The sequence below is a fragment of the Inconstantimicrobium porci genome (assembly GCF_009696465.1).
Lineage (GTDB): Bacteria > Bacillota > Clostridia > Clostridiales > Clostridiaceae > Inconstantimicrobium > Inconstantimicrobium porci.
This window is the reverse complement of the sequence record NZ_VULX01000003.1, coordinates 116,191-140,462: the sequence shown is the minus strand read 5'-3', so window position 1 is coordinate 140,462 and position 24,272 is coordinate 116,191. Positions and strand designations below refer to the sequence as shown.

Below are 24,272 nucleotides of genomic sequence, written 5' to 3'. Positions count from 1 at the left end.
AGAATACATCTTTTTAAATAAACATTTATTTTTTATATACCTAGTGGAATTCCTAAAGTAAAGAATCCAATAAGTAATATTGTCCATGATACTAAGAATGATACTGAATAAGGGAACATTAATCTTATCATGTTTCCTAATGTATATTCAGGCTTGTACTTTTTCATAAATAGAAGTATTATTCCTGCATATGACATTAATGGTGAAATTATATTTGTCGATGAATCTGCAACTCTGTATGCCGCTGAAACCATGTCAGGAGTAAGATTGCTGTTAACCTGATATAACATTGGTATAAATATTGGTCCAAGAAGCATCCATTTTGATGTCAGCCCCCCAACAAAAAGGTTGATTATTGCTGTTATGATAATAAATCCCATTAATAATAATATTGGATAATTAGAAAGTCCTAATAATTCTAGTGACTTAGCTCCTAAATACGTTATATACGTTCCAAGATTAGAATATGATAATAATGCAAGGAAATTATATGAGAAGAACGTAAGAACAATTACATATCCCATGCCGCTCATCTGCTTAGACATTGCTTTAACAACATCTGCACTATTCTTAAACCTGCCTGTCATCTTACCAAATAAATAACCAGGTAAGAAGAACATAATCGTAATAACTAATATTATGTTGTCCATAAAAGGTTTTATAGCTTTTCCATTTTCGTCTTTATAAGGCGCTAATGGTCCCAGATAAAGAATATATGCTATAGCTGCACCTATAACTAAACCTAATAGTGCCCACTTTAATCCTTTGTTTTCTTCATCTTTCACAGTAAAATCTGTAAGATCAATATTTTCAGGCACTACATAGCTTTCCTTTTCAAGTCTTGGTTTTACAATCCTATCAGTTACAAAATAACCTACTACTGATAATAAAACTGTTGAAGCAATTATAAATATATAATGCATAGTAGCTGGTGTAATTGCTTTTCCTGCCTGAGTAACAAATGGTACACCTTGTCCCTCTGCAAATATCTTAGCATTGTTTCCTATAATAACATCTATAGGTGTTGCTGGCAGAAGATTAGCACTAAAACCTGCTGATACTCCAGCAAAAGCTGCTGCCATACCTATTAACGGATTCTTCTTCAGCCCTACATAAAGAAGTCCTGCAAGCGGAATCAATACAATATATCCAGCATCTGTTGCAATGCTGCTCATGATTCCTAAGAATACTAAAACAACAGGTAAAAATCTATCTGATACCTTAAGACCAATTTTTTTAATCAGAACCGTCAAAAGTCCTGATTCTTCAGCTAGTCCAACTCCAAGCATTACTACAAGAATAGTTCCAAGCACTCCACCGCCATATGCAAGCCAGTTAGTTAAAAGTGCATTATCAAATATCCATCTTAGATTTTCATTACTAAACATATTTTTGATTTCATATGATATTGTGCTGCCGTCAGATGCCAGCGTTTCAAATTTTAATCCACCCATAAAAACTGTAGCTGTCATAACTATTGCAAAAAGAATCATAAAAATAACTACAGGATCAGGTATCTTATGTCCCACCCTTTCCATAAGCGAGACTTTCTTTTTCTTTTGTTCTTTGTTCTCCATCAAGATAACCCCTCTCAAATTTTTCTTTAGTTTTTCTGTCTATCCATGAAATTATTATACATCATTTCGACATATTAATGTTAAATTAGTTGTTTTTTTATGAATTTGATTTTCTGTTCTTTGTTTTTATAAAGTAAGATTAAAATTTATTAATAAGTAACGTTCTTTATTAATAATTTATCATCAAGCCCTCAATATTGTCTTGTCAATCCATAAATATTCAGGCTTAAAGCTTTTAATATCATCTATTAATTTAAACATAGCAATATCTTTTTTCTTTGCTTCTATCATTATATCAAACTCAATTTCCTTATCATCAGTTTCAATTCCTTTAGCTACTTTTAGAAATGATATAAAATCATCTACATTAATATAATCTGCATGCTTTCTATCACATTCTCCATCTTTAGGGCTTGAGAAATGTATTTTAGGTATAACTTTTTTACCCTTATATGTAGCAAAACATCCTGCTACAACTTCACTTAAATCTTCACCGCAGTTATTGCACATATGGTGATGTACATCTAGCACCATAGGTGCATTAATCTCACTGCAGAGCTTTAATACATCAAGTGAATTATAGATTTTATCATCATTTTCTATAATAAGCCTTTCCTTTATACTTTCTGGATATGATTTAAGATTATCTATAAACCTCTGCAGGCCTTCTTCCTTGCCTCCAGCAGCACCTCCAACATGGATAACCATCATCCCCTTATCATAATTAAGATCTTCAAAGAGATTTACATGCTCCATTAAATTTATTACAGTATTCTTAACAACCTCTTCATTTGTACTGTTAATAACATTAAACTGATCTGGATGTGTATCTACCCTCATATTGCTTTTCTCTATAAGCCTGCCAATATACTGAAAATTTTTCTTAAATATTTCCCTATGTCCCCAATAACCAACATTAGGATGAGTAACAAGTGGAATTAAGGCAGATGTTATTCTGTAGAAATGTATCTCGTTTTCTATATTATAATTTATAGCATTTCCAAGGTTATCTAGATTTTTTAACGTAACAGCTTTAAGTTTATTCATTTTTTCATCAGCATTCTGCATTTTCTCATAATTCTTATATGTAACAGTTCCTGATGTCTTACCTTTATCTCCAAGCTCTAATGGTATTGCCACATATCCAAATCTAACTATCCTCTAATCATCTCCATAAAGAACTAATTATATTTTATTATCTTAATAACTCATACATTTTATTCAACAAAAAAGAGTATATACTTCAGTTACTGTTAAACTAAAATATATACTCTTTAAAATTTTATCTTATAAGCAATAAATTAATTATTTACACCATCTGAAACGAATTTCCAAACAATTTTGTCTCCTTTTTTGGGATAACAGTCTCTCATGCCATAACCCGGCTTTACGCCATTAACATAATATACCCATCCACTTAACGGTCCTGCACTTTTTTCCTTCAGATTAAACATCTTTACTACATAGCCATTATTAAAATAAGCTCCACTGCCACCGGCAAATTCCTTTGTATAATCTTCTAGGCTTTTAGATCCATCAAACTCTACAGTTTTACTGATAAATGTTTTTTGATGAACATCATCAACAATCGTAAAATTTGGTTTTTCAACTTTAGCTGGTTCTGTTGTTGGAGGAGCAGGTTCTGGTTTCACTTCACTATTTTGAGTCTTCGGTGAAGCTGCTTCCTGCTTCTTCTCTACTGCTGCATTAGCAGAAGAACTAGATTTAGCTGATTTTTTGTCTAAGTTATTATTTACTGCTGCAGATTTCTTTGATTCTGAAGCTTCTTCTTTCTTAGCTTCTGCATCTTTTTCTGCAGATGCTTTTTCAGTATTTTCCTTAGAATTATTGCTGTCATTTACAGCATTCTCTTTATTTTCAGATTCTTTTTTTTCTTTATCCTCTTTAGCCGTAGCATTATTATCATTAATAATACCAGATTGTGAAGAAGATGATGCAGTATTATTCTGCAGTGAATTTTTTGCTATCTTTGTTCCTGCCAGAATAATTACACTAACTGCTATAATTGATGCAAGAAGTATTAATACCTTCTTTTTATTTTTCATATATTTCACCTTTTGATATTTGTATTATTACTATTATGCTCTCTTTTTCAGATATACTCCTGAAGCAACAGATATTACAGCAAGTAATAATAGTGCTTCAGCTGACACACCGCCTGTTTTAGGAAGATTTCCTGAAGTAACCTTGTTTTCTTCTTTAGCAGGAGTATTATCCTTGTTAGTTGTATTTTCTACTTTATTATCTGTTTTGTTTCCTGTATTTGAGCCTGTATTCTGATTCTTATTTTCTTCTTTCTGAGATGGTTCTTTATTATATTCTTTAGAAGTTTCTCCATAAACCTTTAATGATTTTAAGTTTAAGTTTGAAGTATAGTAATCACCTTTACCGTTTTTCTCAAAATCATTTAAAGCAATTAAGGCTCTAAGTGCTTCTTCAGTTGAGAATAAGTTATCCTTCATAGAATCATTATGATTAAATGCACCATTATTCCCTCTGTAAGACATTAATGCAGAAACTAAATTACCATTTTCTTTAGCAAACATTCCCTTTGAAGGATCAATACCTATTGAAGTAAGGCCCATAATAACAAATGAATTAGTGTCACTTGAAGCTCCCCATTCACTTGCAATGTTTCCATCTTTCATCTGTCTGTCTGATAATACTTTGACAGCTTTATCTACTATTTCTTTTACTTTAGCATTATCAACGCCTTCAGCTTTTTCACCATTATAATATGGAGCTAATGAGTTAATTGCAGCAGCAGTTATATCAGGATCAGTTCCTTTACCGCTCCATGACCATCCATCATTATATGCATTAAGAAGCTTATTTACAAGCATACTCTTAGTAATCTTGTAATTTTCATCTATGTTAGCAGCTTTATAAGTAAGCAGTCCAAAAATCACATCATTATTAAGCCAGTTATTAATATCACTGTTAAATAATTTTTCTACTATATCATGATTCATAAAGTTATAAGGTGTATATCCTGCTGAAGCAAGTCCGATTATACCACTTTCTAATTGTGTTGGGCTCATATCATCAAGATTTTCCTTAACATTATCAGAGAATTCTTTTAAAAATGAATCATCTGGCTTTATACCACTCTTATAAAGTGAAAATGCTGACCAGTTTGATACCTTCTGTTTAGCCATAAAATCTAAAGTGTTCTTATATACTTCTTTAATATTATAGTTCTGCTTTGCAGTATTATTTTCTACAGATTCGTTGTACTTTATATCACTATATACTATAGCTGGTTTATTCACTTCATCTAAAATAAATATTCCCTTGTCCATCACAACAGCTGGTACAGACTTTCCATCACTATATCCACTAAACTTATAATTATGAGTACCCTTTGCTAATGAAAGCTTTACTTCACCTTTTTCATTAGATTTATATTGTTTTCCATCTATTTCTACATCAACATTCTTAACTGGTGAAATTACTTCTTTTCCTGTATTATAGTCTAAAGACTTATTATTAAGTGTAATTGTAAATTCTTTATCTGCCTTTGGAATTTCAGGGCTGAATAGAACATCATTTATTATTACTGTCTTAGAATAATCACCATAATATACTATAACAGTGTCACCTGCTTTTACATTTTGTGAACCCAACCCTACACTTGGACTTACTATTGATTTACCATCTTTAATAACATTCATCCATCCATCATAACCACCTAATGATGCTGACTTTATGTTATTTATTGAATCAATATATTTTCCATATGCTCCATCTTGAATATTATATGGAACATTCTTTTCTTTTAATAGATGTTCTAACGCATCAAGTGCATTATCACTATTCACTTTTCCTTCTGCTATTGTATTTGTAAGTCCCTCTACTCTTACGTAAACGCCTAAAGTTTCTGCTTTAGCACTTATTGGTGATAAAACAAAAATAAACATTACCATCAACAATGTTACTATGCTGACGCTTCTTCTTTTTTTCATTTAAAATCCTCCTTTATTTCTCTATATAATTTACCTTACGGTAAAATCTAGCTAATATATTATAAAACTTATCATAGAAAACTATCGCAAATAGAAAGTTTCCTATTGAGTGTGCCAAATCAAACGGTACTGCGTTAATATATGTAAGAGCAATTGATGTAAAATTAATTGTTTTTACAAAACCAAGCACGCACCAGAGATTCATAATGAATCCATATATAAAACCAGCAGCAAAACATAATATTGAAAATGCCTCTACTGGTAATTTATTCTTTGAGAATATTCCTCCTATAGCCCCCGCTGTCCCCCATGCAATCATCTGCCATGGAGTCCATGGCCCTTGGCCAAGAAAAATATTTGAAACAAAAGCTGAGATGGTTCCTATTAAAAAACCTGTATAACTTCCAAAAACACTGCCCGCCAAAACAACTATGAATGTTACTGGCTGAACATTTGGAATTATTACAAATGGTACCCTGCTGACAGCTGCAAATGAACCTATTGTTGCAATAACCGCAATATCTTTAATACCTTTTTTACTCTTTTCAAAATAAAAATAGCTGACAAAAATGATAAAGAATGCTGAAAGTGCAACAAGTGCTCCATAATATGATTTGCTGCTTAATCTGCCTGAAAAGATTATTAATAAAGCTAAAGGCATTATTGTAAATAGAAATAATATCCTTTTCATCATTTAATACATCCCTTTAATTCATCTAATGTATATACATCTCTATATCCTGCAAGTTTATGAACTGTTGAAGTATAATACATACCTTCTTTTAATACCTCTCTCTTATTTCCATACTGTACTAACTCACCATTGATCAGTAGCAAAATATCATCACTAAAGTCAGCTGCAAAATCTATATCATGAGTTATCATAATCAGCGTTCTGCCACTGTCTACAAACTTTCTTAACATATGCCCCAGCTCCTTTTTGTTGCTGTAATCAAGTCCCCTTGTAGGCTCATCAAGCAGGAGAATCTCAGGATTCATTACAAGTACAGATGCTATTGCAAGTCTCTGCTTTTCACCACCACTTAAATCCCTGGGGTTTTTATCTTTGTACTGATAAATCTTAAAATCCTTCAGTATGCTTTCAATTCTTGAGGAATCATCAATCTTGAAATTATCAAGAGTAAACTTTATTTCCTCGTAAACTGTATCTTTTGATATATAATCATTAGGGTTCTGTGAAACATATCCTATAACTTTTGCTATATCATAGCTGTTTATTTTTTGAAGACTTCTACCTATATAAGTAATGCTGCCCTTATATGGAACAAGTTTAACTATACTTTTAAGCAGAGTACTTTTTCCTGCACCATTTTCGCCTAAGATTGTATAGAACTTATTCTTCTCAAAATTTATATTGATTTCATTTAAAGCAATATTGCTGTGATATGCTACAGATACATTCTTCAGCTTTAGATATTCATTTTCTTCCTTTTTTCGTTTAAACATATTAAAGATACTGCTGCTCTTTTCTGTATCATCATTTTCATTACAATCTGCAGCAATACAATCACTAAAGAAAATATCATGATTTTCAAGTTTCTTTCTTACAGACTGGAAATCCATAGCTGAATCAAATTTCAGCTCTTTAGCTATTCTAAGGTACTGAGGCATAAAATCTATAAAATCTGTATTATAAAACTCAGTCCTGTCTCCATAAAATACTATACTACCTTCTTCAAGCACCATAATCTTCTCTGCTGCATCAAACCACTTATCTACTCTCTGTTCTGCAACAATGATAGTTTTACCAAGCTCAGAGCTTATCTTTTTCACAAGGTATATAAGCTCCTCTGCACTTTGTGGATCAAGTTGTGATGTAGGCTCATCTAGCACAATAATTTCAGAATTCATGGCAATACAAGCTGCAAGTTCTACCTTTTGTTTTTCTCCTCCTGACAACTCATCAGTTTTTTTATAAGTTAAATCAAGTATATTCAGGAACTGAAGTGACTCAAAAACTCTTCTTTTTATCTGCTTTTCAGGCACACCGATATTTTCAAGTGAAAATGCTATTTCTTTATGCACTGTATTCATGACAATCTGTTTTTCAGGATCTTGAAAAACTGCTGATATCATGTGCGCTCTTTCCCTATGTGAAATTGTTTTTACACTCTTTTCATTTATATATATATAACCTTCAATAATGCCTCCATAAAAATTAGGCACAGCTCCTGTTATTGCTTTAAGAAGAGTTGATTTTCCTGAACCTGATGTTCCAAGTACAAGCAGTATCTCACCTTTATCAGCCTTAAGATTAATATCCTTTAGTGCTGGTTCATCTTCATCAGGGTATGTATAATTTAAGCCTTTAATATTAACAATTGACATTATCTTCATCCCCCTTAAAAGTTTTATTTAAAAAAATTATTATTACCAATAAAATCATTATTGATTCAGCTGAAGCATCGAAACTTATAATTTTATTAAATAAGTCATATGAGTCGTAAATTATTGTTCCTTTAACAATATTTACAACATGAAAAACTAACAAAATGCAGCTATAAGTTATAACAGCAAAATCAATAAAATGGAATCTTTTTTTGTCATACTGAGTTCTATTACTACTTAAAAAACCTCTTACATAAGCGCTTTCACCTATATCAAAAGCATTATCAAGTGAATCGCTTAACAGTATTGACATCACTGGTATATTTGCTTTTATTTTTTCCCTCTTAGATTCACCTGTAAAATTAACGCCTCTTGTAACATATACATCATTAAGTGTACGAATTCTTTTTTTCATATTAGGAACTAGCTTTATACATAAAAGCAGTATCAATGTAACCTTTGGTGCTTTTCTGCTAAAATATGATACAGCCTCATCACTATCTATAGTGCAGTCAAGGCAGTAAAACAAATAGATTACCACCAATATTTTCAAGCTCATTATAAGAGCATAAACTACTGTCTCTAATGTAAAACTCCTATTAAATAATCTGAAGATAACATGAGTTCCTGCATCAACAAGAAGAAAATTTACTATTGAGGTTACTACTGCAATAGGCAGAAATATTTTAAGTCCTAAATCAATATTCTTCTTTCTATTCTTAACAATCAAAATTGAAAGAGCTAAAATAAGCGACGATAAAAGTATCAATGGCTGATCAGTTGAGAATACTACTATCATCAATGTAATATTTAATACAATTAACGATAAAACATGAAATTTAATTTTATTCAAAAACGCACCTCTATCCATAAAAAGCAGCCACTAATTTCTAGTGGCTGCTTGATTTTTTGTACACAAAACAATCCCAGGCTGTTTTTACCCAGTTCTTTGATAAATGTAAAATCATTTCCTCCCACCGAAGATAGATCACTCAAGATATTATTGTAAGATATCCTGACTTATACTTCATCCGCATGATAGCCTTCCCCAAAAAAGAGTGGCGTATTTATCACTTGTCTGTATATACAGTAGCGGGGGCTGCTATGGATTCTAACCATATTCCCTTACAATATATCATATTGAATTTTACTGTACATTATTATACACTTATTTATATTAATTAACAATAATAAAAATGTACTATAATTATTAGAAATTAATGTTTTTTTTGTTCATCAATCTTCTCAGCTAATTCATTTAAATATGTCCATCTTTCATACTTTTCATCAAGCTGTTTTTTCACTTCTTCTTTTTCATCTGTAAGTTCTTGAAGTCTTACATAATCAGTCACACATTTTTCAATTTCCTTATCGATATCTGCAACTCTATCTTCAAGTCCTGCAATCACATCATCTATTTCATCAAATTCCTTCTGCTCATTATAAGAAAACTTAAGTGTTCTTTCTTTAGATGGTTTTCCCTTCTTTTCTACTTTAACTTCTACAGGTACATCATTTATCCTTTTATTTTCTTCTTTCCATATTGAGTAATCAGAATAATTTCCATGAATAATTTCAATTTCTCCTTCACCTTCATAAGCAAAAATCTTATTGCATGTTCTATCAACAAAGTATCTGTCATGTGAGACAGTCATTACAGGACCGTTAAACTTATCTAAGAAATCTTCTAAAACAGTAAGTGTTGCTATATCAAGATCATTTGTAGGTTCATCGAATAGCAGTACATTTGGAGAGGACATCAATACATTAAGCAGATATAATCTTTTTCTTTCTCCACCTGATAACTTGCTTATAGGAGTATACTGCTTTTCAGGAGCAAACAGGAATCTTTCCAGCATGTCTGATGCAGAAATTCTGTCTCCATTAGATAATGGAAGATATTCAGCAATTTCTTTTACATAATCAATTACTCTCATGCTGCCATCTATATCATATGTCTCTTGAGAGAAGTATCCTATTTTTACTGTATCGCCGATTTCAACAGTTCCCTTGTCAGGCTTAGTTTTACCTGAAATTATATCCATAAGCGTACTCTTGCCTGCACCATTCGGTCCTATAATACCGATTCTATCATTTCTAAGCAGCGTATAAGTAAAGTCTTTAATCAGATCTTTTTCATAGCTCTTGCTGATATCATTAATCTCAATAATCTTATTGCCTAGTCTTGTACCTACAACTGACAATTCTAACTTATCATCACTAATCTTTTCCATGCTGTCTTTTAACTTTTCAAATCTGTCTATTCTCGCTTTCTGCTTTGTGGATCTAGCTTTTGCTCCACGTCTGATCCATTTAAGTTCATTTCTATAAAGATTTTCTTTCTTTCTCTGCTCTGAAACCTTTTGTTCTTCTCTTTCAAGTTTTTTCTCAACATAAAGCGAATAGTTTCCTTCATAGTTATATAAAACACCATCGCTTACTTCTACTATTCTGTTAGTAACTCTGTCAAGGAAATATCTGTCATGAGTAATCATTAAAAGGGCGCCTTTTCTGCTATTTAAATATCCTTCAAGCCAGTCTATAGTATCATTATCCATATGGTTTGTAGGTTCATCTAAAATAAGCAGATTACTTGGTCTTATAAGCGCGGCAGCTAAAAATACTCTCTTTCTCTGACCTCCTGAAAGCTTACCCATCTTCTTGCCAAAATCATAGATGCCAAGCTTAGTAAGAATCATCTTAGCTTCGCTTTCCATCTGCCATAAATTAAGGCTGTCAATCTGTTCCTGAAGCTTAATCAGTTTTTCACTTAATGATGTATCACCAAAATTCACCTTTTCAAGTATATTTTCATATTCTCTAAGGATCATCATTTCTTTAGAGTTACCTTTAAAGACCTGTTCAAGCACAGTATTCTCTGGGTTGTAATCAGGATTCTGGAATAGATACTCCATCTTAAGTTCATTGCTTGTAGTAATTTTACCTTCATCGCACTCGTCTACTCCTGCAATTATCTTTAAAAGAGTAGTTTTACCAGTACCATTTATACCAATTATACCAATCTTATCGCCATCATTTATGCCAAGGCTTATATTATCTAAAATGGCCTTATCGCCATAGCTTTTTGTTATATTTTCAATAGTTATTAAATTCATCTTTACCACCTTAACTAAAACTGATTTTTCTGAATGCCACTATCTTATCAGTCAATTTATTTTCAATATCAATATTTACTTTAAAAATATCAGGGCATGACTCTTCTCGCCATAACCTCATATACTTAGCTGTTGCAGTAGTGGAATAATAATAGTTTTCATCGATTTCATCAGAAAACTCAAAATAACTAAGTATACTCTTCTTATCTATAGTAAATCTATCCTTTTCCAGATTATTGATTACTGGCAGAAAATATTTCATAGGAATCTCATAATTGTATCTACCTTTTATACTTTTTGATTCAAAAAGCGCACGCTTTAAAAATTTAAATTCCTCTGTCTCTTCTTTTTTTACACTTATCTTGAACACTGGCATATTCTGTCTGTTTTTTTCAATTTTTATCCTTATCATTTATAATCACCAACTTTTAATCATAAGTAAACATAATATAACTATACATTATAACACTATATAACTCAAAGAAAAAAATTTCTCAGAAACAAAAAATGCCCTGAGAAATTTTATAAACATACTATTTTTTCTTTTTTCTTGATAAATATCTTATAAGTATACCTCTAGTAAGTTCTATTACTACTAATGAAGCAAATATACATACTCCTGCTAATATTATATCACCTCTGTTAAGAACTGTGAATCCGAACACCTTCATTGAAAGTCCCAATAAAAATGCTGTAATAAACAACCCTACAGCACATATTACAACACAGATTTTCATAAGTGTTAGTGGTTCTGAAACCTTAAGTAATATAATCATGCTTAGTATACCAATTATAAGAGTACATATTGTTGTTGTTTTAATATCAGTATATCCATTAAAATGCATAATAATAGAAGCTACTACTACACCAAAAGTTATTCCTATTCCATTAGGAAGCGACTTAACAAGTATCCTTCTCAAGAATCCTTCCTTAACCATATCCTTGTTAGCCTGCAATGCAATAAAGAATGATGGTATTCCTATTCCAAGTGAACCTATTAATGACATCTGAATAGGTGTATATGGGAATGGTAAAAGTATTAGTGCAAACATAATTGACAATAAAACTGCATATACTGTCTTAGTCAGATAAAGGTTAGCTGCAAGCTCCAAATTATTAATTGCTTGTCTTCCTTCTTGTACAACTTTAGGTAAAGATGCAAAGTTTGAATCAAGTAATACAAGCTGTGAAACTGCTTTTGATGAATCACTTCCAGATGCCATGGCGATACCACAGTCAGATTCTTTTAACGCAAGTACATCATTTATTCCATCACCTGTCATTGCAACTGTATGATTTTGTTTCTTAAGTGCTTTTACAAGATCTCTTTTCTGATGAGGTGTAACTCTTCCAAAAATAGTATACTCATCAACTATTTCCATATACTTGCAACTATTATGTTCAACAGTAGTCATATCAATATATTTATCATAATTATTCACTCCTGCTCTTTTTGCAGTCGCAGAAACTGTAACAGGATTATCTCCAGAAATTATTTTTATATCAACATTATTTTCTTCAAAATACTTTAAAGTTTCAGGAGCTTCTGGTCTTATCACATCTTCAAGGATTATAAGAGCAGCTTTCTTAATGTCTTCTGGTACTGTAACACCTGCTTCTCCATCATATTCTGCTAACAGAAGAACTCTCCTGCCTTTTAAAGCTTCTTCTTCAACCTGTTCTTTAATTTCATCATATTTTGTGCTATACAATATCTCTGGAGCCCCTAAATAATAGCTCTTGCCACTGTCAGTAGTAACTGCACTCCACTTTGTTGCTGATGAAAATGGAACTTTTGAAGTTATCGTAATACTGTTAGCTTCTTCTCCATATTTCTCAAGTATGGCCTGCTGTGTCTGATTTACAACAGGGAAAGCTGTTACAATAGCCTTTATTGCCTCTTCACACTGTTCTAAATCGTCATTAAAATTTCTTACTTCAACAAGATTCAATCTGCCTTCAGTTATAGTACCTGTCTTATCAAGGCATAATGTATCTACTCTTGCAAGAATTTCTGTTGCTGGCAGTTCCTGTACAAGCGTATTATACTTTGATAGTTTTACTATACTCACCACAAAAGTTACACTTATTAATAGTACTAGTCCTTCAGGAATCATACCACTTATTCCAGCTACAACACCAAGCACCGCTTCCTGCCATGGTTTTTTTGAGAAATACATCTGAGTAAATGTTAATAAAATACCTGTTGGAATAATTATTTTTATAATAACTTTTAATATTCTGTTCATTGAGCTCTGTAGTTCTGATTTTATCTTTTTGAACTTTTTAGCTTCTTTTGAAAGTTTTGATGAATAAGTATCAGCACCAACACTTGTTACAACTGCATAACCGGAATTACCGCCTACAAAACTTCCTGAATATAAAACATCACCTTCATTTTTGATAATTATATCAGGTTCACCTGTTAAAAGTGATTCATCAACTTCTATGCTGTTATCTTTAAGAACTTTAGCATCAACAGGAATCTGATTACCTGATTTTAAAAATATCACATCATCTACTACTATATCTTCAATATCTATTTCTTTTTCCTGTCCATCCCTAATAACTATAGCTTTTGATTTTGCAAGAATTGACAATTTTTCTACTGTCCTTTTAGCCTTTAACTCCTGAAGAATACCAATTATGGTATTAGAAATTATTACACCAGCAAATATTGAGTTTTTTGGTGACCCTGCTATTATAACAATTACAGCTAAAACTAAATTTATTGCATTAAACAAAGTAAAGACATTTGCTAGTATTATCTGCCAAATACTTCTTGAAGGAGATTTAGGAATTATATTGACCTTTCCTTCATGTATTCGTTTCTTTACTTCTTCTGTAGTTAATCCAATTTTATTTTTTTCTGGTATATCACTTTTTTTCGTTTCTTTTTTTCTTAAAATTTTCTTTTTCATCTTTTTCACCTAAACTTTAATCACATTACTTCTTATCATATAATCAATATTATAAGTTAAAATTGTTAATTTTTTAATATAAATTTTGTTGAAAATATTAATTCTTTCTTAAATTTTAATTTCTTTTCGATAATTATGCTTGTATTCTTCAGTATAGACAATATATTTTAAATTATCACTTTATAAAAATGTGACTTACAGGCATTATACATATGCCTAAAAATATAGAAAAAAGATATATCTTATTATAATGATACTCTCTTGCTGTAGGTATAAGTTCAGCAAATGATATATAAAGCATTATTCCTGCAACTAATGCAAAAATAACTCCTAAAATAGTATCATTAATAAATGGTTTAAGTATAAGCCATGTAAGAATAGCCCCTACTGGTTCTGCAATACCTGAAATAAATGTATACTCAAATGCTTCCTTTCTGCTACCTGTTGAATAATATATTGGCATAGCTACTGATATTCCTTCGGGAATATTATGAAGTGCAATAGCAAGTGCTATTGAAATTCCAAGCGCCACATTTTCGTAACCTGAGACAAATGTTGCAACTCCTTCAGGGAAATTATGAATCATCAGTGCTATCATTGATACATATCCAACTCGGTACAACTTAACATTCTTAGAATCATACACTTTATTATCATTCTCAACATCAGGAATAAATTCATCAATAAGTAGAGCCATCAGTGCTCCCATAACAAGAAATAAAAGAGTATATAAGACTCCTCCTATCATCCCTGCTTTTTTTGACAAATTTTCTTCTGCAGTTATATATAAATCAGTAAATGAGATAGTAATCATTACTCCGGCAGAAAATCCAAGTGAAAAACATATAAGTTTTTTATTTTTTGATTTTGAGAAAAAAACTATAAAAGCTCCTATTACAGTACACATTCCTGCTAATAAAGACAACAATAGTGGTACCAACGATTTTATATCCAAGACTTTTATCTCCTTTAATTTATTATTACTATTTTAATTTATTAAGAAGAATACGATTAAATAACTAAACAAAGAAATTTTTGTTGTATAATTTTTCATATTATTATATAATTTTCGTATTATTATAGGAAATAGGAGGTTTATTCTTAATGATAAAAAGCGATTTTAATGATGGCCTGGCAGAAGAATTATTAACATCATTAGATAAGATAAATAAGTATAATCTTACTGATACTAATTTAAAACTCGAAAAATTATTCAAGAAATATTTAAATTTTGATTCTGATTTTCTTAGTACGCTGTCTATAACACAGCTTGAAACTATCTTTGTTCATCCTAAGATAAAAGATTATTCAAAATTTACAATACTAGGTGTACTTTTTGTTAAACAATGGACTCTTTGTGAACAAAATGATAATACCTTCTACAAATTACTTAAAGGTTTCTATATCTTAAGCCATATCTATTTAAACGATAAGGATACAAAAATCCCCTATTATATAAATGATCTTATGAGTTCATGTGAGGAATTATCTCATTATGATCTTGACAATAATGCACTTTATACTTTAGTTAAGATATATGCAAAACATGAAGACTATACAAAAGTAGATGATATTTCGTTTGAACTTCTAAAGAAGGGAAAAAAATATAAGGATGACATTTTGGAAATATATAATTCAATGATGTCTCATAATGAAGATTTTCTCTCAACAAAAGAGATGACAAAAGATGAAATTCAATCAGCTATAGAAGAAATTAAAAGACTATAACTAATTGTAATTAAATTGTAATATTATTTTAACTAGCAATATTTTACATTCAGTATATTATTGTGTAAAATATTATTAGGGGGTTTGATCATGAAGAAAAAAATAATTACAGTTTTACTTATAATTACATTAGGGGTCGCAACTACAGCTATTTCATATTTAGTTTGTACTAAGTCAAAAGGAATTCAATCAATGCTACTGTCAACAACAAAAACTCCAGAGAAAGATATAAGCAGGAGTGATATTAAGGACATTGTAAATTCTTATTATTCTCAAAAACTAAAAGATACTAAAATCTCTTTTTCTTCTGATAGATTTTCAGATTCATATACAATGTATGAAACAGGCTGTATGTATGATATTGATTCCCTTACAAATGAGGCAGTTAAGCTCTCAAAAGATAAAAAAATCTCAACAAATAAAGATAAGATAACTAAAATGATTACAAAAGATAATGTGTTAAAAGCAAAAGTACTTGTAAAGAAAGATGATTTCAAACTATTTACAGACAAGCTCTCAGAACATGTAAACAAAAAAGTGAAGAAACCTTCTGTTTCTTTTGCTAATAATAAAGTACATCTCTCAGGTGGCGAAGATGGTTACAGCTTGAATAGTGATGCTTTATATCAAAACTTAAGTGATGCAGTAAAAAATGATAATACTAACTTAAATGTAAAAATCCCAATCGATACTCTTGCAGGCAGTGTTTCTGAAGATATTCAAAATAAAATGAGTGTGCTAGGTACTTATACCACAACTCTTACTAGCCTAAACGCTAACCGAACTAATAATATAAAATTATTCTTAAACAAGTTAAACGGATCATTAATACTTCCTAATGAAACTTTTTCATGTGATAAATCTGCAGGACGTAGAGAACTTGCAGATGGGTATAAACCTGCTCCAGCTTTTGCAGAGAGTAAAGTGCAAGATGCTGTAGCCGGTGGTATATGCCAGGGCGTATCTACACTATATAACGCTGTTCTTTTTGCTGATTTGAAAGTTGTGGAACGTGCACCACATATGTTTGTTGTATCATATGCACCAATAGGCAGAGATGCAACCATAGCCAGTGGATCTATTGATTTCAAATTCAAAAATAACAAAAAATATCCAATTATAGTACAATGTTATGTTTCAAATAAAACTGTATCAGCTTCAATTTGGGGTGTTAACGAAGAGCCGAATAAAAAAATAGAGATTTCAGTTGAACAACTTGGTCCAAGAAGTAGTAAGACTTATAAGAAAACATTAATAGATAATAAAGTTGTAAAAACAGAGCTTATATCAACCGATACCTACAAAACACCATCTTGATGTTAAAATACAAAAAAGACCGCATAGGAATGAATAAATACTAATTTCTATACGGTCTTTTACTTTAAGTGATATATTATAGACTACATTTCACATTGTTCAATTTCAATATCAAATTTGCAGCAGTTCACACACATGATAATACTTACAAGGAAGCTGTTATCAACTTTGCCCAGTTTTTCAAGTCTGCCATATGAATTCATTTCATAATCTTTTGATATACTGCTCGTTACTATTTCTCCGTTCTTTGTAAACAGAAAGAAATGATACTCTAAAAATGGATAACTCTTCTTATGTACTTCATCTGAATAACCACATAAATCACATTTTTCTGAATAGAACTCTCTTTCAAATTTAACGCAATCACTGTCATTTAAAATATTACATATTGTGTCTAAACTTATATTATTAATTTCCTTTTCATCGTCCTGAAGCAGATATCTAAAATTTTCTTCATTTAATTCGTATTCTTTATCTTCATAAACAAATTTATACATTTCCTTCACCTCAGAATAATTATACAATTAAACATAGTAAAATAAAAGTATGCTTTTATATTCAATTCTTTACAGCATAAAACACCACATTTTTGAACGCAATTTTTCAGATAACAAAAAAAGTGGCAGACAAAACTGCCTGCCCTATGAAAGGAAATTAAATTTATTTGTGGGTTATTTTATTTTTTATCTGAAAATGCAAAAATAATCTTTTCCGCAACTTCACTCATCTTTTGTCCACTATTCATACTAGTTTTCTGAATATATCTAAATGATTCCATTTCTGAAAATCCTTTATGCATCATTAAGACTCCTTTTGCCTTATCTATTACAATTCTTTTTTCTATTTTATCTTCAAGCTTTTCAACCTTCTGCTGCAACCTTATAAGCTTCATTCTGCTTTGGAATATAAGATCAACTGCATTAAGAAGACCCACCCTTGAAATAGGACTATTTATACAGTATATATCGCTGTCTTCATCAATAAATGAGCGATAAGTTTCATTCAGTACTGCTAAAAAGCTACACTGGTCTCCTAACGAATCGTATATATCAAGAAGAGTCATATCCGATAATTTATATCCTGTAACAATCAAATCAGGCGAAAGCTGCATAGCCCTTCTTATAAGGTCTCCGCCTGTTGTACATATTGCCAGAACATCATATCCATCTTCACATAATATATTTCTAACTTTTTGTGCTGTCTCTTCATTAGTCAGTGCTACTATTACTCCCCTTTGAATATTCATAGCAATCTCTCCATCCTAATATTTTCTTAGGTAATTATCTAATTCCCACTGACTAATCTGAGTTCTATATCCTTCGATTTCAACTTCTTTTGCTTTAATATAATTATTAAAAATATGATCTCCAAGAGTTTCTTTAACAAGTTCACTCTGCTTCATATATTTTAATGCTTCATCTAAACTTACAGGAAGACTTTCAATATTAAGTTTTTCCTTTTCTTCGTCTGTCATGGCAAATATATTTTTTTCAACACTGTCTGGTACAGTCATATTATTCTTGATTCCATCCAGCCCAGCTTTTAAAAGACAAGCTAGAGTTAAATATGGATTAGCACTTGGATCAGGGCATCTAAGTTCTATCCTTGTTTCATTGCCCCTTGGTGCAGGAACTCTTATAAGTGGACTTCTATTCTTAGATGACCAAGCAATATAAACTGGTGCTTCATAATCAGGTACAAGTCTTTTATAAGAATTTATTAATGGATTAGTAATTGCTGCCATACTCTTTATATGTTTCATTAGTCCTGCCATAAACTTATATGCAGTACCACTTAATCCAAGTTCATCATTTTCATCTATGAATGCATTTTTTCCATCTTTATTAAGAGATATATTAATATGCATACCTGAGCCATTTATACCCTGAATAGGCTTAGGCATAAATGAAGCGTATAACCCATGTCTTTGAGCAATTGCTTTAACAACAAGCTTAAATGTCATTATATTATCAGCTGTTGTTAGTGCATCTTTATACTTAAAATCTATTTCGTTCTGTCCTGGAGCTGCTTCATGATGTGAAGCCTCAATTTCAAATCCCATATCTTCTAAAATAAGGCTCATATCTCTTCTTGCATTTTCACCCATATCAACAGGTCCTAAATCAAAATATCCAGCATCATCCTGTGCCTTTATCGTAGGTTGCCCATTATTATCTGTTTCAAACAAGAAGAATTCACATTCAGGTCCTACATTCATAGTATATCCAAGTTCTTCTGCTTCCTTTAATACTTTCTTAAGTGCATTTCTTGGATCTCCTAAAAAAGGCTTGCCGTCAGGTCTATATACATCACAAATCATTCTTGCAACTTTCCCCTGCTGCGGTCTCCATGGGAATACTATAAATGTATCAAGATCTGGTCTTAGATACATATCTGATTCTTCAATTCTTACAAATCCCTCAATTGAGGCACCATCAAACATACATTCATTATTTAATGCCTTCTCTAACTGCTTATCTGTTATTGCTACATTTTTTAAAGCTCCAAAAATATCTGTAAACTGAAGCCTAATAAATTTAACACTGTTTTCTTCAACAAGTCTAAAAATATCTTCTTTGGAATATCTTTTCACCTAATTTGACCCCCTTTAGAAAAAAGGCGCACAATAGAAAACTTCTTTTCTATCGAACGCCTTTGTCCAATAAGTTTATTTTATACCATTAAATTCAGGAAGTCAACTTAATCTCATACTGTTAATATATTTTCATGTACTACCCTCATGAATTATATTATTAATTATCTATTTTTTCTTATCAATAAGCGCATCAGCACCTCTTTCTCCTGTACGTATTTTAACCGCATCTGCTACATCATAAATAAAGATCTTGCCATCACCTATTTCTCCAGTTCTTAATACTGACTCAGCTGTACTTATTACTTTTTCAACCGGCACTTCACAGACAACTATTTCAATCTTTATTTTTGGAAGCAATCTCTGCTCTACAGGCACACCTCTATAGTACTGAATTTCACCTTTCTGCATTCCACATCCCATAACCGGGGTAACAGTCATACCTGTAACACCTATCCTTCTCATTTCTTCTTTAAGTTCTTCAAATTTAGATTTCCTTGTAATTATATCAATCTTAGTTATCTTATAATCCATCTACAACGCCCCCTATAGTGTATCTGTAGTCTGAAAGTCTGCATATGCACTATCAATTCCATGTTCCTGTAAATCAAGTCCTCTTATTTCTTCTTCCGTGCTGACTCTTAATCCTACAGTAGCCTTTAATGTCTTGAATAAAACTAATGCACAAGCAATTGTCCATGCTGCTACAACAATTATACCTAATAATTGAATACCTAAGGACTTAAATCCACCACCATAGAACAATCCCAGGTTATCACCATATGCTGCAAAAAGTCCAACCATAATTGTTCCAACAACACCATTTAAGCAATGTACTCCGATTGCTCCAACTGGATCATCGATTTTAACAACCTTATCGATAAATTCAATACCAAATACAACTACAAAACCTGAAACAATTCCAATAATTGCAGATCCGGCAGGGGTTACAACATCACATCCTGCTGTTATTGCTACAAGTCCTGCAAGGACAGCATTTAAAGTCATGCTGATATCAGGCTTTTTATATTTAATCCATGTAATCATCATAGTAGTAGCTGCTGCAAAAGATGCTGCTAAGTTTGTAGTAATGAAAACTCTTGAAGCAATGTTTAAATTGTCACCTGTTAATGATAAAGTTGAACCTGGGTTAAATCCAAACCAGCCCATCCATAGAATAAACACTCCTAAAGCCCCTAATGTCAAACTATGTCCTGGAAATGCATTAGATTTTCCTTCTTTGGTATACTTTCCTATTCTAGGCCCTAAAATTGCTGCACCAATAATCGCACACCATCCTCCAAGTGAATGAACTACAGTTGATCCAGCAAAATCATGGAATCCTAAATTCTGAAGCCAGCCGCCTCCCCATATCCAGTGTCCTACTACTGGATAAATAACAGCACTAATTACAACACTGTAGATGCAGTATGATGAGAACTTAGTTCTCTCTGCCATAGCACCTGAAACTATTGTTGCTGCTGTAGCACAGAAGACTGTCTGAAAGAAAATATATGCATCCTTAGATACTCCAAGATTAAGATAACTTAAATCACCTTGTATAAAGAAGTTTGGTGCTCCTATAAATCCTGCTATATCTTTTCCAAACATAAGTCCAAAACCTAATATCCAAAATATAATGGAACCTAATGCAAAGTCCATCAGGTTTTTCATAATAATATTTCCTGCATTTTTTGCTCTGGTAAAGCCTGTCTCAACCATCGCAAATCCTGCCTGCATCCAGAATACCAATACTGCTGCAAGCAAAGTCCACATAGTATTTATTGATAATTCCATAGAAAATCCCCCTTAATATTTTGTTAACTCTTTTGCTTATTGATTATTCTGCAGAAATAATTTTTTAAATTTGACGTCAAAATAACATTAAAATAAAAAAGACGAAGTCATAGTAATGTATTATTACTAAGACCTCGTCGTCTTCATTTAACTTATTATATATAATTATACAATATTGTATTTATATGTCAACGCTTTATTTAAATAAATTTTTAATCCACTCAATAAAACCAGTCTTCTTTTTAATTGTAGTTTTTACTTTACTTTCTTTAGATAAAGGGGCCTTTATTTCTTCAGTCTTAATAACAAACTTAACTGTGCTTATCATGCTATCGTCTTTACCAGTAAAGTTGTCATACTTCTTAGACATCTTAACCATTTCATCTTTAACTTTTAGTACATTCTTTACGTCAGTAATAGCTGTAGTTCCCTTATCGTTAATCTTGTTAATTCCTTCATCAGAGAACTGTTTCATGCCATCATTTAACTGAGTTATACCATCACAAAGCTGTTTAACCCCATCTTCAAGCTTTGGAAGTGAGTTCACAAGACTTCTTGCCTGTGATACATTTCCTTTGCTTAAAGCATCCTGAGTAATTCTTAATATATCATCACTATTCTTTAAATCATTCTGCATGCTAAGTAAAGTCTTTGCCATAGAAGAAGCTTTATCTATGGAATTCTTATCAGTCTTTTTAACCAAAGCCTCTACACTATTTAATAATGGTTTAGCCTGAGCCATATCTTTTTCAAGCTTATTAACTTTTGCTGTAATTTCCATATCTTTGCCTTTTAAGCCAGCTGCCATCTTCTCAATGCTTGCAATATTCTCCTTATTAGCTTCTACATCCGCAGATAAAGTAGCAACTGAGTTCTTTAATGATACTATACTGTTTATATCATTTTCATTTAATGACAAATATGCATTAGCTAATGAGTCAATAAATGCTTTATTCTGTATATTGCTTACAGCACCATAGAACTGAGTAAGACCTTTGACTTCATCACCTTCAAGTATTTTTTTAGCCTCAGTTAATATAGGTTTAGCCTGTGCAACCACTTGTATTAATGGTTTCATTCCATTAACTGTACTAATCATAGTAGTTATATAAGTTCCGTTTGTTTTAATATCTTGAGCATCTTTCAGTATTCCATCGGATGTAAATTGCGTTGATTTTAAAGCTTGTACCATTTGAACAAGTTTTGTACCACTGTCTCCATAAACTCCATGAATAATCGCTATTGCTTTTTTCTGAGCTACAGTAAATGCCGTATTAAAATCAACCTTTTTTTCTTGTATAGTCTGTTTAATGTCATTAGCTATATATGCCTTCATCACAAGGAAACCTTCACTATAATTTGTAACATCTTTAAGCATAGATTGTAGTTGTGCCTGCCCTTTATCAGAATAGAACTGGTTTATAGCTGCAAGCTGAATATCTATCTTAGTCATAGCTTCTTCAACACTTGAAGAACCTGTAGCATTAACAATCTGAACAGTTAACTGATCAACCTGATCCTTAAGGGTGTTTCCCTTTTTCATAAGTAAATCAAGCTGAGTTTCAGCATTCTTTGCTCCTCTAACAAGCTGCTGTCCCTTTTGTAGATTTTCCTTAGTCATAACACCTGAAAGACCTTTTAGTTTCTGTTTAGTACTGTTATCTATACCATCATAAGTCTTCTTGGCTACAGTAACATCGCCCATAAGCTTTTGAACTTTTTTATCGCCTGTAAGTGCATTTATAGCAGTTACAGAACTATCTAATGTAGACTTATACTGAGATAAATCTCTTACATCTGCAAGAAGTGCATCTGCCTTTTCAAAATTACCTGATGATATTAAGCCTAATAACTGCTTTACTGCAGATGTATCCATACCCTGTGCTACAAACGCATCTTCTATAAGACGATTTGCCCTTAATACATTATTATCTTTTGTAACAAGGCTTAATTTTTCCTGTACTCTAGGATTTCTCAATATTTTCTTAGCATCTGCAAGTTTGCCTGCTGCGCTATCAGTGCCTGACTTCAATTTATTAGTACCATCAAGAAGCTTGTCACTTGAATCCTTAAGCATTTTTAATGAATCATTAAGCTTGTCTATATCATCTGCAGCATCTACCGTATTAAGTTCAGGCATCATTGTAGATGCTGCCATCATTATTGGTCCTAGTGAAAAATTTGTAGCATCAGCTTCAACTTCAATAGTATCAGTAAGATTAACATTAAGTTTTGAGCTTACACCATCGATATCAAGAGTTTCCTTCATACCTGGAAGAACTGCAAAGCTTGCAACATTTGTATTTCCTTCTGAAATTACTTTCCCTTCATTAATCTTGATATTTTTGAATGTATCAGTTGGAAGAGCCATACCGCCAGCTACTGAAAGCGGAGTATAAATTTTTCTCATCTTATCTCCAATCTGCTTTTCTTCATAGTTATTGTTTGTGAACTTTAATGATATTTTAACTTTACCTGATTTGCCAGCTATATCTTCTTTAGAAATCTCAGCGCCATCAAGATAATACTTAATGCTTACTGATATAGGAAGCTGTTTAGTTGACTTTCCCTGGTAATATAGATCATTATCTTTCAGAGTCCATGTGATGTTTTCACCATCTTGTACTGGCTTTTCCTCGCCTTTAACATTCTTTATTTCTTCAAGAGATGATTTATCTGTAACAGTTGCATTGCTGTCGCTGCTGTGAATCCAGTCAGAAACAATCTTTTCATTTTCTGTACCATCACTCTTTAATGTTACATAAACAGATTCATCTTTTTTTACTTCATTAGCATATACAGCTACTGTACTATTTCCTGCTATTATAGTGATTAATACTACTGTAGCTATTAATCTTTTAGACATTGATTTTCTCATATACCTTTCC

General features: G+C 31.6%; 19 protein-coding genes and 1 riboswitch. Of the genes, 2 read left to right on the top strand and 17 right to left on the bottom strand.

Going from position 1 to position 24,272, the window contains the following annotated elements; translation table 11 throughout:
* Positions 1-32: 32 nt before the first annotated feature.
* The 11 genes from FYJ33_RS04210 to zupT form a co-directional block, all read right to left on the bottom strand.
* Positions 33-1,577 (bottom strand): AbgT family transporter, encoded by a 1,545-nt coding sequence (locus FYJ33_RS04210; RefSeq protein WP_154530514.1) that lies wholly within the window; start codon positions 1,575-1,577, stop codon positions 33-35.
* 183 nt (positions 1,578-1,760) lie between these two features.
* Complete coding sequence (gene uvsE / locus FYJ33_RS04205; protein WP_328598654.1) at positions 1,761-2,735, bottom strand: UV DNA damage repair endonuclease UvsE; 975 nt, start codon at positions 2,733-2,735, stop codon at positions 1,761-1,763.
* Between the two features lie 143 nt (positions 2,736-2,878).
* Positions 2,879-3,643: a DUF4430 domain-containing protein gene (locus FYJ33_RS04200; protein ID WP_154530513.1), complete on the bottom strand. Its 765-nt coding sequence runs from the start codon at positions 3,641-3,643 to the stop codon at positions 2,879-2,881.
* 33 nt (positions 3,644-3,676) lie between these two features.
* Positions 3,677-5,563 (bottom strand): DUF4430 domain-containing protein, encoded by a 1,887-nt coding sequence (locus FYJ33_RS04195; RefSeq protein ID WP_154530512.1) that lies wholly within the window; start codon positions 5,561-5,563, stop codon positions 3,677-3,679.
* Between the two features lie 13 nt (positions 5,564-5,576).
* Positions 5,577-6,257 (bottom strand): ECF transporter S component, encoded by a 681-nt coding sequence (locus FYJ33_RS04190; protein WP_154530511.1) that lies wholly within the window; start codon positions 6,255-6,257, stop codon positions 5,577-5,579.
* Positions 6,254-7,912: an ABC transporter ATP-binding protein gene (locus FYJ33_RS04185; RefSeq protein WP_154530510.1), complete on the bottom strand. Its 1,659-nt coding sequence runs from the start codon at positions 7,910-7,912 to the stop codon at positions 6,254-6,256. The genes FYJ33_RS04190 and FYJ33_RS04185 overlap by 4 nt, the downstream gene beginning before the upstream one ends.
* On the bottom strand, positions 7,899-8,765 hold the full coding sequence (locus FYJ33_RS04180) for an energy-coupling factor transporter transmembrane component T (RefSeq protein WP_206046608.1): 867 nt from the start codon (positions 8,763-8,765) through the stop codon (positions 7,899-7,901). Before FYJ33_RS04180 ends, FYJ33_RS04185 begins: the two co-directional genes overlap by 14 nt.
* 135 nt (positions 8,766-8,900) lie before the next feature.
* Positions 8,901-9,086, bottom strand: a riboswitch (cobalamin riboswitch).
* Positions 9,087-9,129: 43 nt separating this feature from the next.
* Complete coding sequence (locus FYJ33_RS04175) at positions 9,130-11,028, bottom strand: ABC-F family ATP-binding cassette domain-containing protein (RefSeq protein ID WP_154530508.1); 1,899 nt, start codon at positions 11,026-11,028, stop codon at positions 9,130-9,132.
* Between the two features lie 10 nt (positions 11,029-11,038).
* Positions 11,039-11,440: a hypothetical protein gene (locus FYJ33_RS04170; RefSeq protein WP_154530507.1), complete on the bottom strand. Its 402-nt coding sequence runs from the start codon at positions 11,438-11,440 to the stop codon at positions 11,039-11,041.
* A gap of 121 nt (positions 11,441-11,561) precedes the next feature.
* Positions 11,562-13,949: an HAD-IC family P-type ATPase gene (locus tag FYJ33_RS04165; protein ID WP_154530506.1), complete on the bottom strand. Its 2,388-nt coding sequence runs from the start codon at positions 13,947-13,949 to the stop codon at positions 11,562-11,564.
* A gap of 175 nt (positions 13,950-14,124) precedes the next feature.
* Complete coding sequence (gene zupT, locus FYJ33_RS04160) at positions 14,125-14,904, bottom strand: zinc transporter ZupT (RefSeq protein ID WP_154530505.1); 780 nt, start codon at positions 14,902-14,904, stop codon at positions 14,125-14,127.
* Positions 14,905-15,053: 149 nt separating this feature from the next.
* Here zupT and FYJ33_RS04155 point away from each other — a divergent pair, with 149 nt between their 5' ends.
* Both FYJ33_RS04155 and FYJ33_RS04150 read left to right on the top strand, forming a co-directional pair.
* Complete coding sequence (locus FYJ33_RS04155; RefSeq protein WP_154530504.1) at positions 15,054-15,677, top strand: hypothetical protein; 624 nt, start codon at positions 15,054-15,056, stop codon at positions 15,675-15,677.
* 90 nt (positions 15,678-15,767) lie between these two features.
* Entirely contained in the window at positions 15,768-16,994 is a 1,227-nt protein-coding gene (locus FYJ33_RS04150) for a VanW family protein (RefSeq protein WP_154530503.1), read from the top strand.
* Between the two features lie 83 nt (positions 16,995-17,077).
* Here FYJ33_RS04150 and FYJ33_RS04145 read toward each other — a convergent pair whose 3' ends face one another.
* The 6 genes from FYJ33_RS04145 to FYJ33_RS04120 all read right to left on the bottom strand — a co-directional run bounded on the left by FYJ33_RS04145 (position 17,078) and on the right by FYJ33_RS04120 (position 24,262).
* Positions 17,078-17,491, bottom strand: coding sequence for a DUF3785 family protein (locus FYJ33_RS04145; protein ID WP_154530502.1), 414 nt, complete (start codon positions 17,489-17,491; stop codon positions 17,078-17,080).
* Positions 17,492-17,670: 179 nt separating this feature from the next.
* Positions 17,671-18,240, bottom strand: a complete 570-nt coding sequence (locus FYJ33_RS04140) for an ANTAR domain-containing response regulator (RefSeq protein WP_154530501.1) — start codon at positions 18,238-18,240, stop codon at positions 17,671-17,673.
* Positions 18,241-18,255: 15 nt separating this feature from the next.
* Entirely contained in the window at positions 18,256-19,587 is a 1,332-nt protein-coding gene (glnA, locus tag FYJ33_RS04135; protein ID WP_277644423.1) for a type I glutamate--ammonia ligase, read from the bottom strand.
* 168 nt (positions 19,588-19,755) lie between these two features.
* Complete coding sequence (locus tag FYJ33_RS04130; RefSeq protein WP_154530500.1) at positions 19,756-20,121, bottom strand: P-II family nitrogen regulator; 366 nt, start codon at positions 20,119-20,121, stop codon at positions 19,756-19,758.
* 12 nt (positions 20,122-20,133) lie between these two features.
* Positions 20,134-21,384, bottom strand: a complete 1,251-nt coding sequence (locus FYJ33_RS04125) for an ammonium transporter (RefSeq protein ID WP_154530499.1) — start codon at positions 21,382-21,384, stop codon at positions 20,134-20,136.
* A 196-nt stretch (positions 21,385-21,580) separates the two neighbouring features.
* A complete protein-coding gene (locus FYJ33_RS04120) occupies positions 21,581-24,262 on the bottom strand; it encodes a hypothetical protein (protein ID WP_154530498.1) in 2,682 nt (893 codons plus the stop codon).
* Positions 24,263-24,272 lie beyond the last annotated feature (10 nt).

Excerpts from the sequence above, each read along its gene's own strand:
- FYJ33_RS04210 (WP_154530514.1), bottom strand. The coding sequence starts at position 1,577 with ATGGAGAACAAAGAACAAAAGAAAAAGAAAGTCTCGCTTATGGAAAGG.
- FYJ33_RS04200 (WP_154530513.1), bottom strand. The coding sequence starts at position 3,643 with ATGAAAAATAAAAAGAAGGTATTAATACTTCTTGCATCAATTATAGCA.
- FYJ33_RS04195 (WP_154530512.1), bottom strand. The coding sequence starts at position 5,563 with ATGAAAAAAAGAAGAAGCGTCAGCATAGTAACATTGTTGATGGTAATG.
- FYJ33_RS04190 (WP_154530511.1), bottom strand. The coding sequence starts at position 6,257 with ATGATGAAAAGGATATTATTTCTATTTACAATAATGCCTTTAGCTTTA.
- FYJ33_RS04185 (WP_154530510.1), bottom strand. The coding sequence starts at position 7,912 with ATGTCAATTGTTAATATTAAAGGCTTAAATTATACATACCCTGATGAA.
- FYJ33_RS04175 (WP_154530508.1), bottom strand. The coding sequence starts at position 11,028 with ATGAATTTAATAACTATTGAAAATATAACAAAAAGCTATGGCGATAAG.
- FYJ33_RS04170 (WP_154530507.1), bottom strand. The coding sequence starts at position 11,440 with ATGATAAGGATAAAAATTGAAAAAAACAGACAGAATATGCCAGTGTTC.
- FYJ33_RS04165 (WP_154530506.1), bottom strand. The coding sequence starts at position 13,949 with ATGAAAAAGAAAATTTTAAGAAAAAAAGAAACGAAAAAAAGTGATATA.
- FYJ33_RS04155 (WP_154530504.1), top strand. The coding sequence starts at position 15,054 with ATGATAAAAAGCGATTTTAATGATGGCCTGGCAGAAGAATTATTAACA.
- FYJ33_RS04150 (WP_154530503.1), top strand. The coding sequence starts at position 15,768 with ATGAAGAAAAAAATAATTACAGTTTTACTTATAATTACATTAGGGGTC.
- FYJ33_RS04145 (WP_154530502.1), bottom strand. The coding sequence starts at position 17,491 with ATGTATAAATTTGTTTATGAAGATAAAGAATACGAATTAAATGAAGAA.
- FYJ33_RS04140 (WP_154530501.1), bottom strand. The coding sequence starts at position 18,240 with ATGAATATTCAAAGGGGAGTAATAGTAGCACTGACTAATGAAGAGACA.
- FYJ33_RS04130 (WP_154530500.1), bottom strand. The coding sequence starts at position 20,121 with ATGGATTATAAGATAACTAAGATTGATATAATTACAAGGAAATCTAAA.
- FYJ33_RS04125 (WP_154530499.1), bottom strand. The coding sequence starts at position 21,384 with ATGGAATTATCAATAAATACTATGTGGACTTTGCTTGCAGCAGTATTG.
- FYJ33_RS04120 (WP_154530498.1), bottom strand. The coding sequence starts at position 24,262 with ATGAGAAAATCAATGTCTAAAAGATTAATAGCTACAGTAGTATTAATC.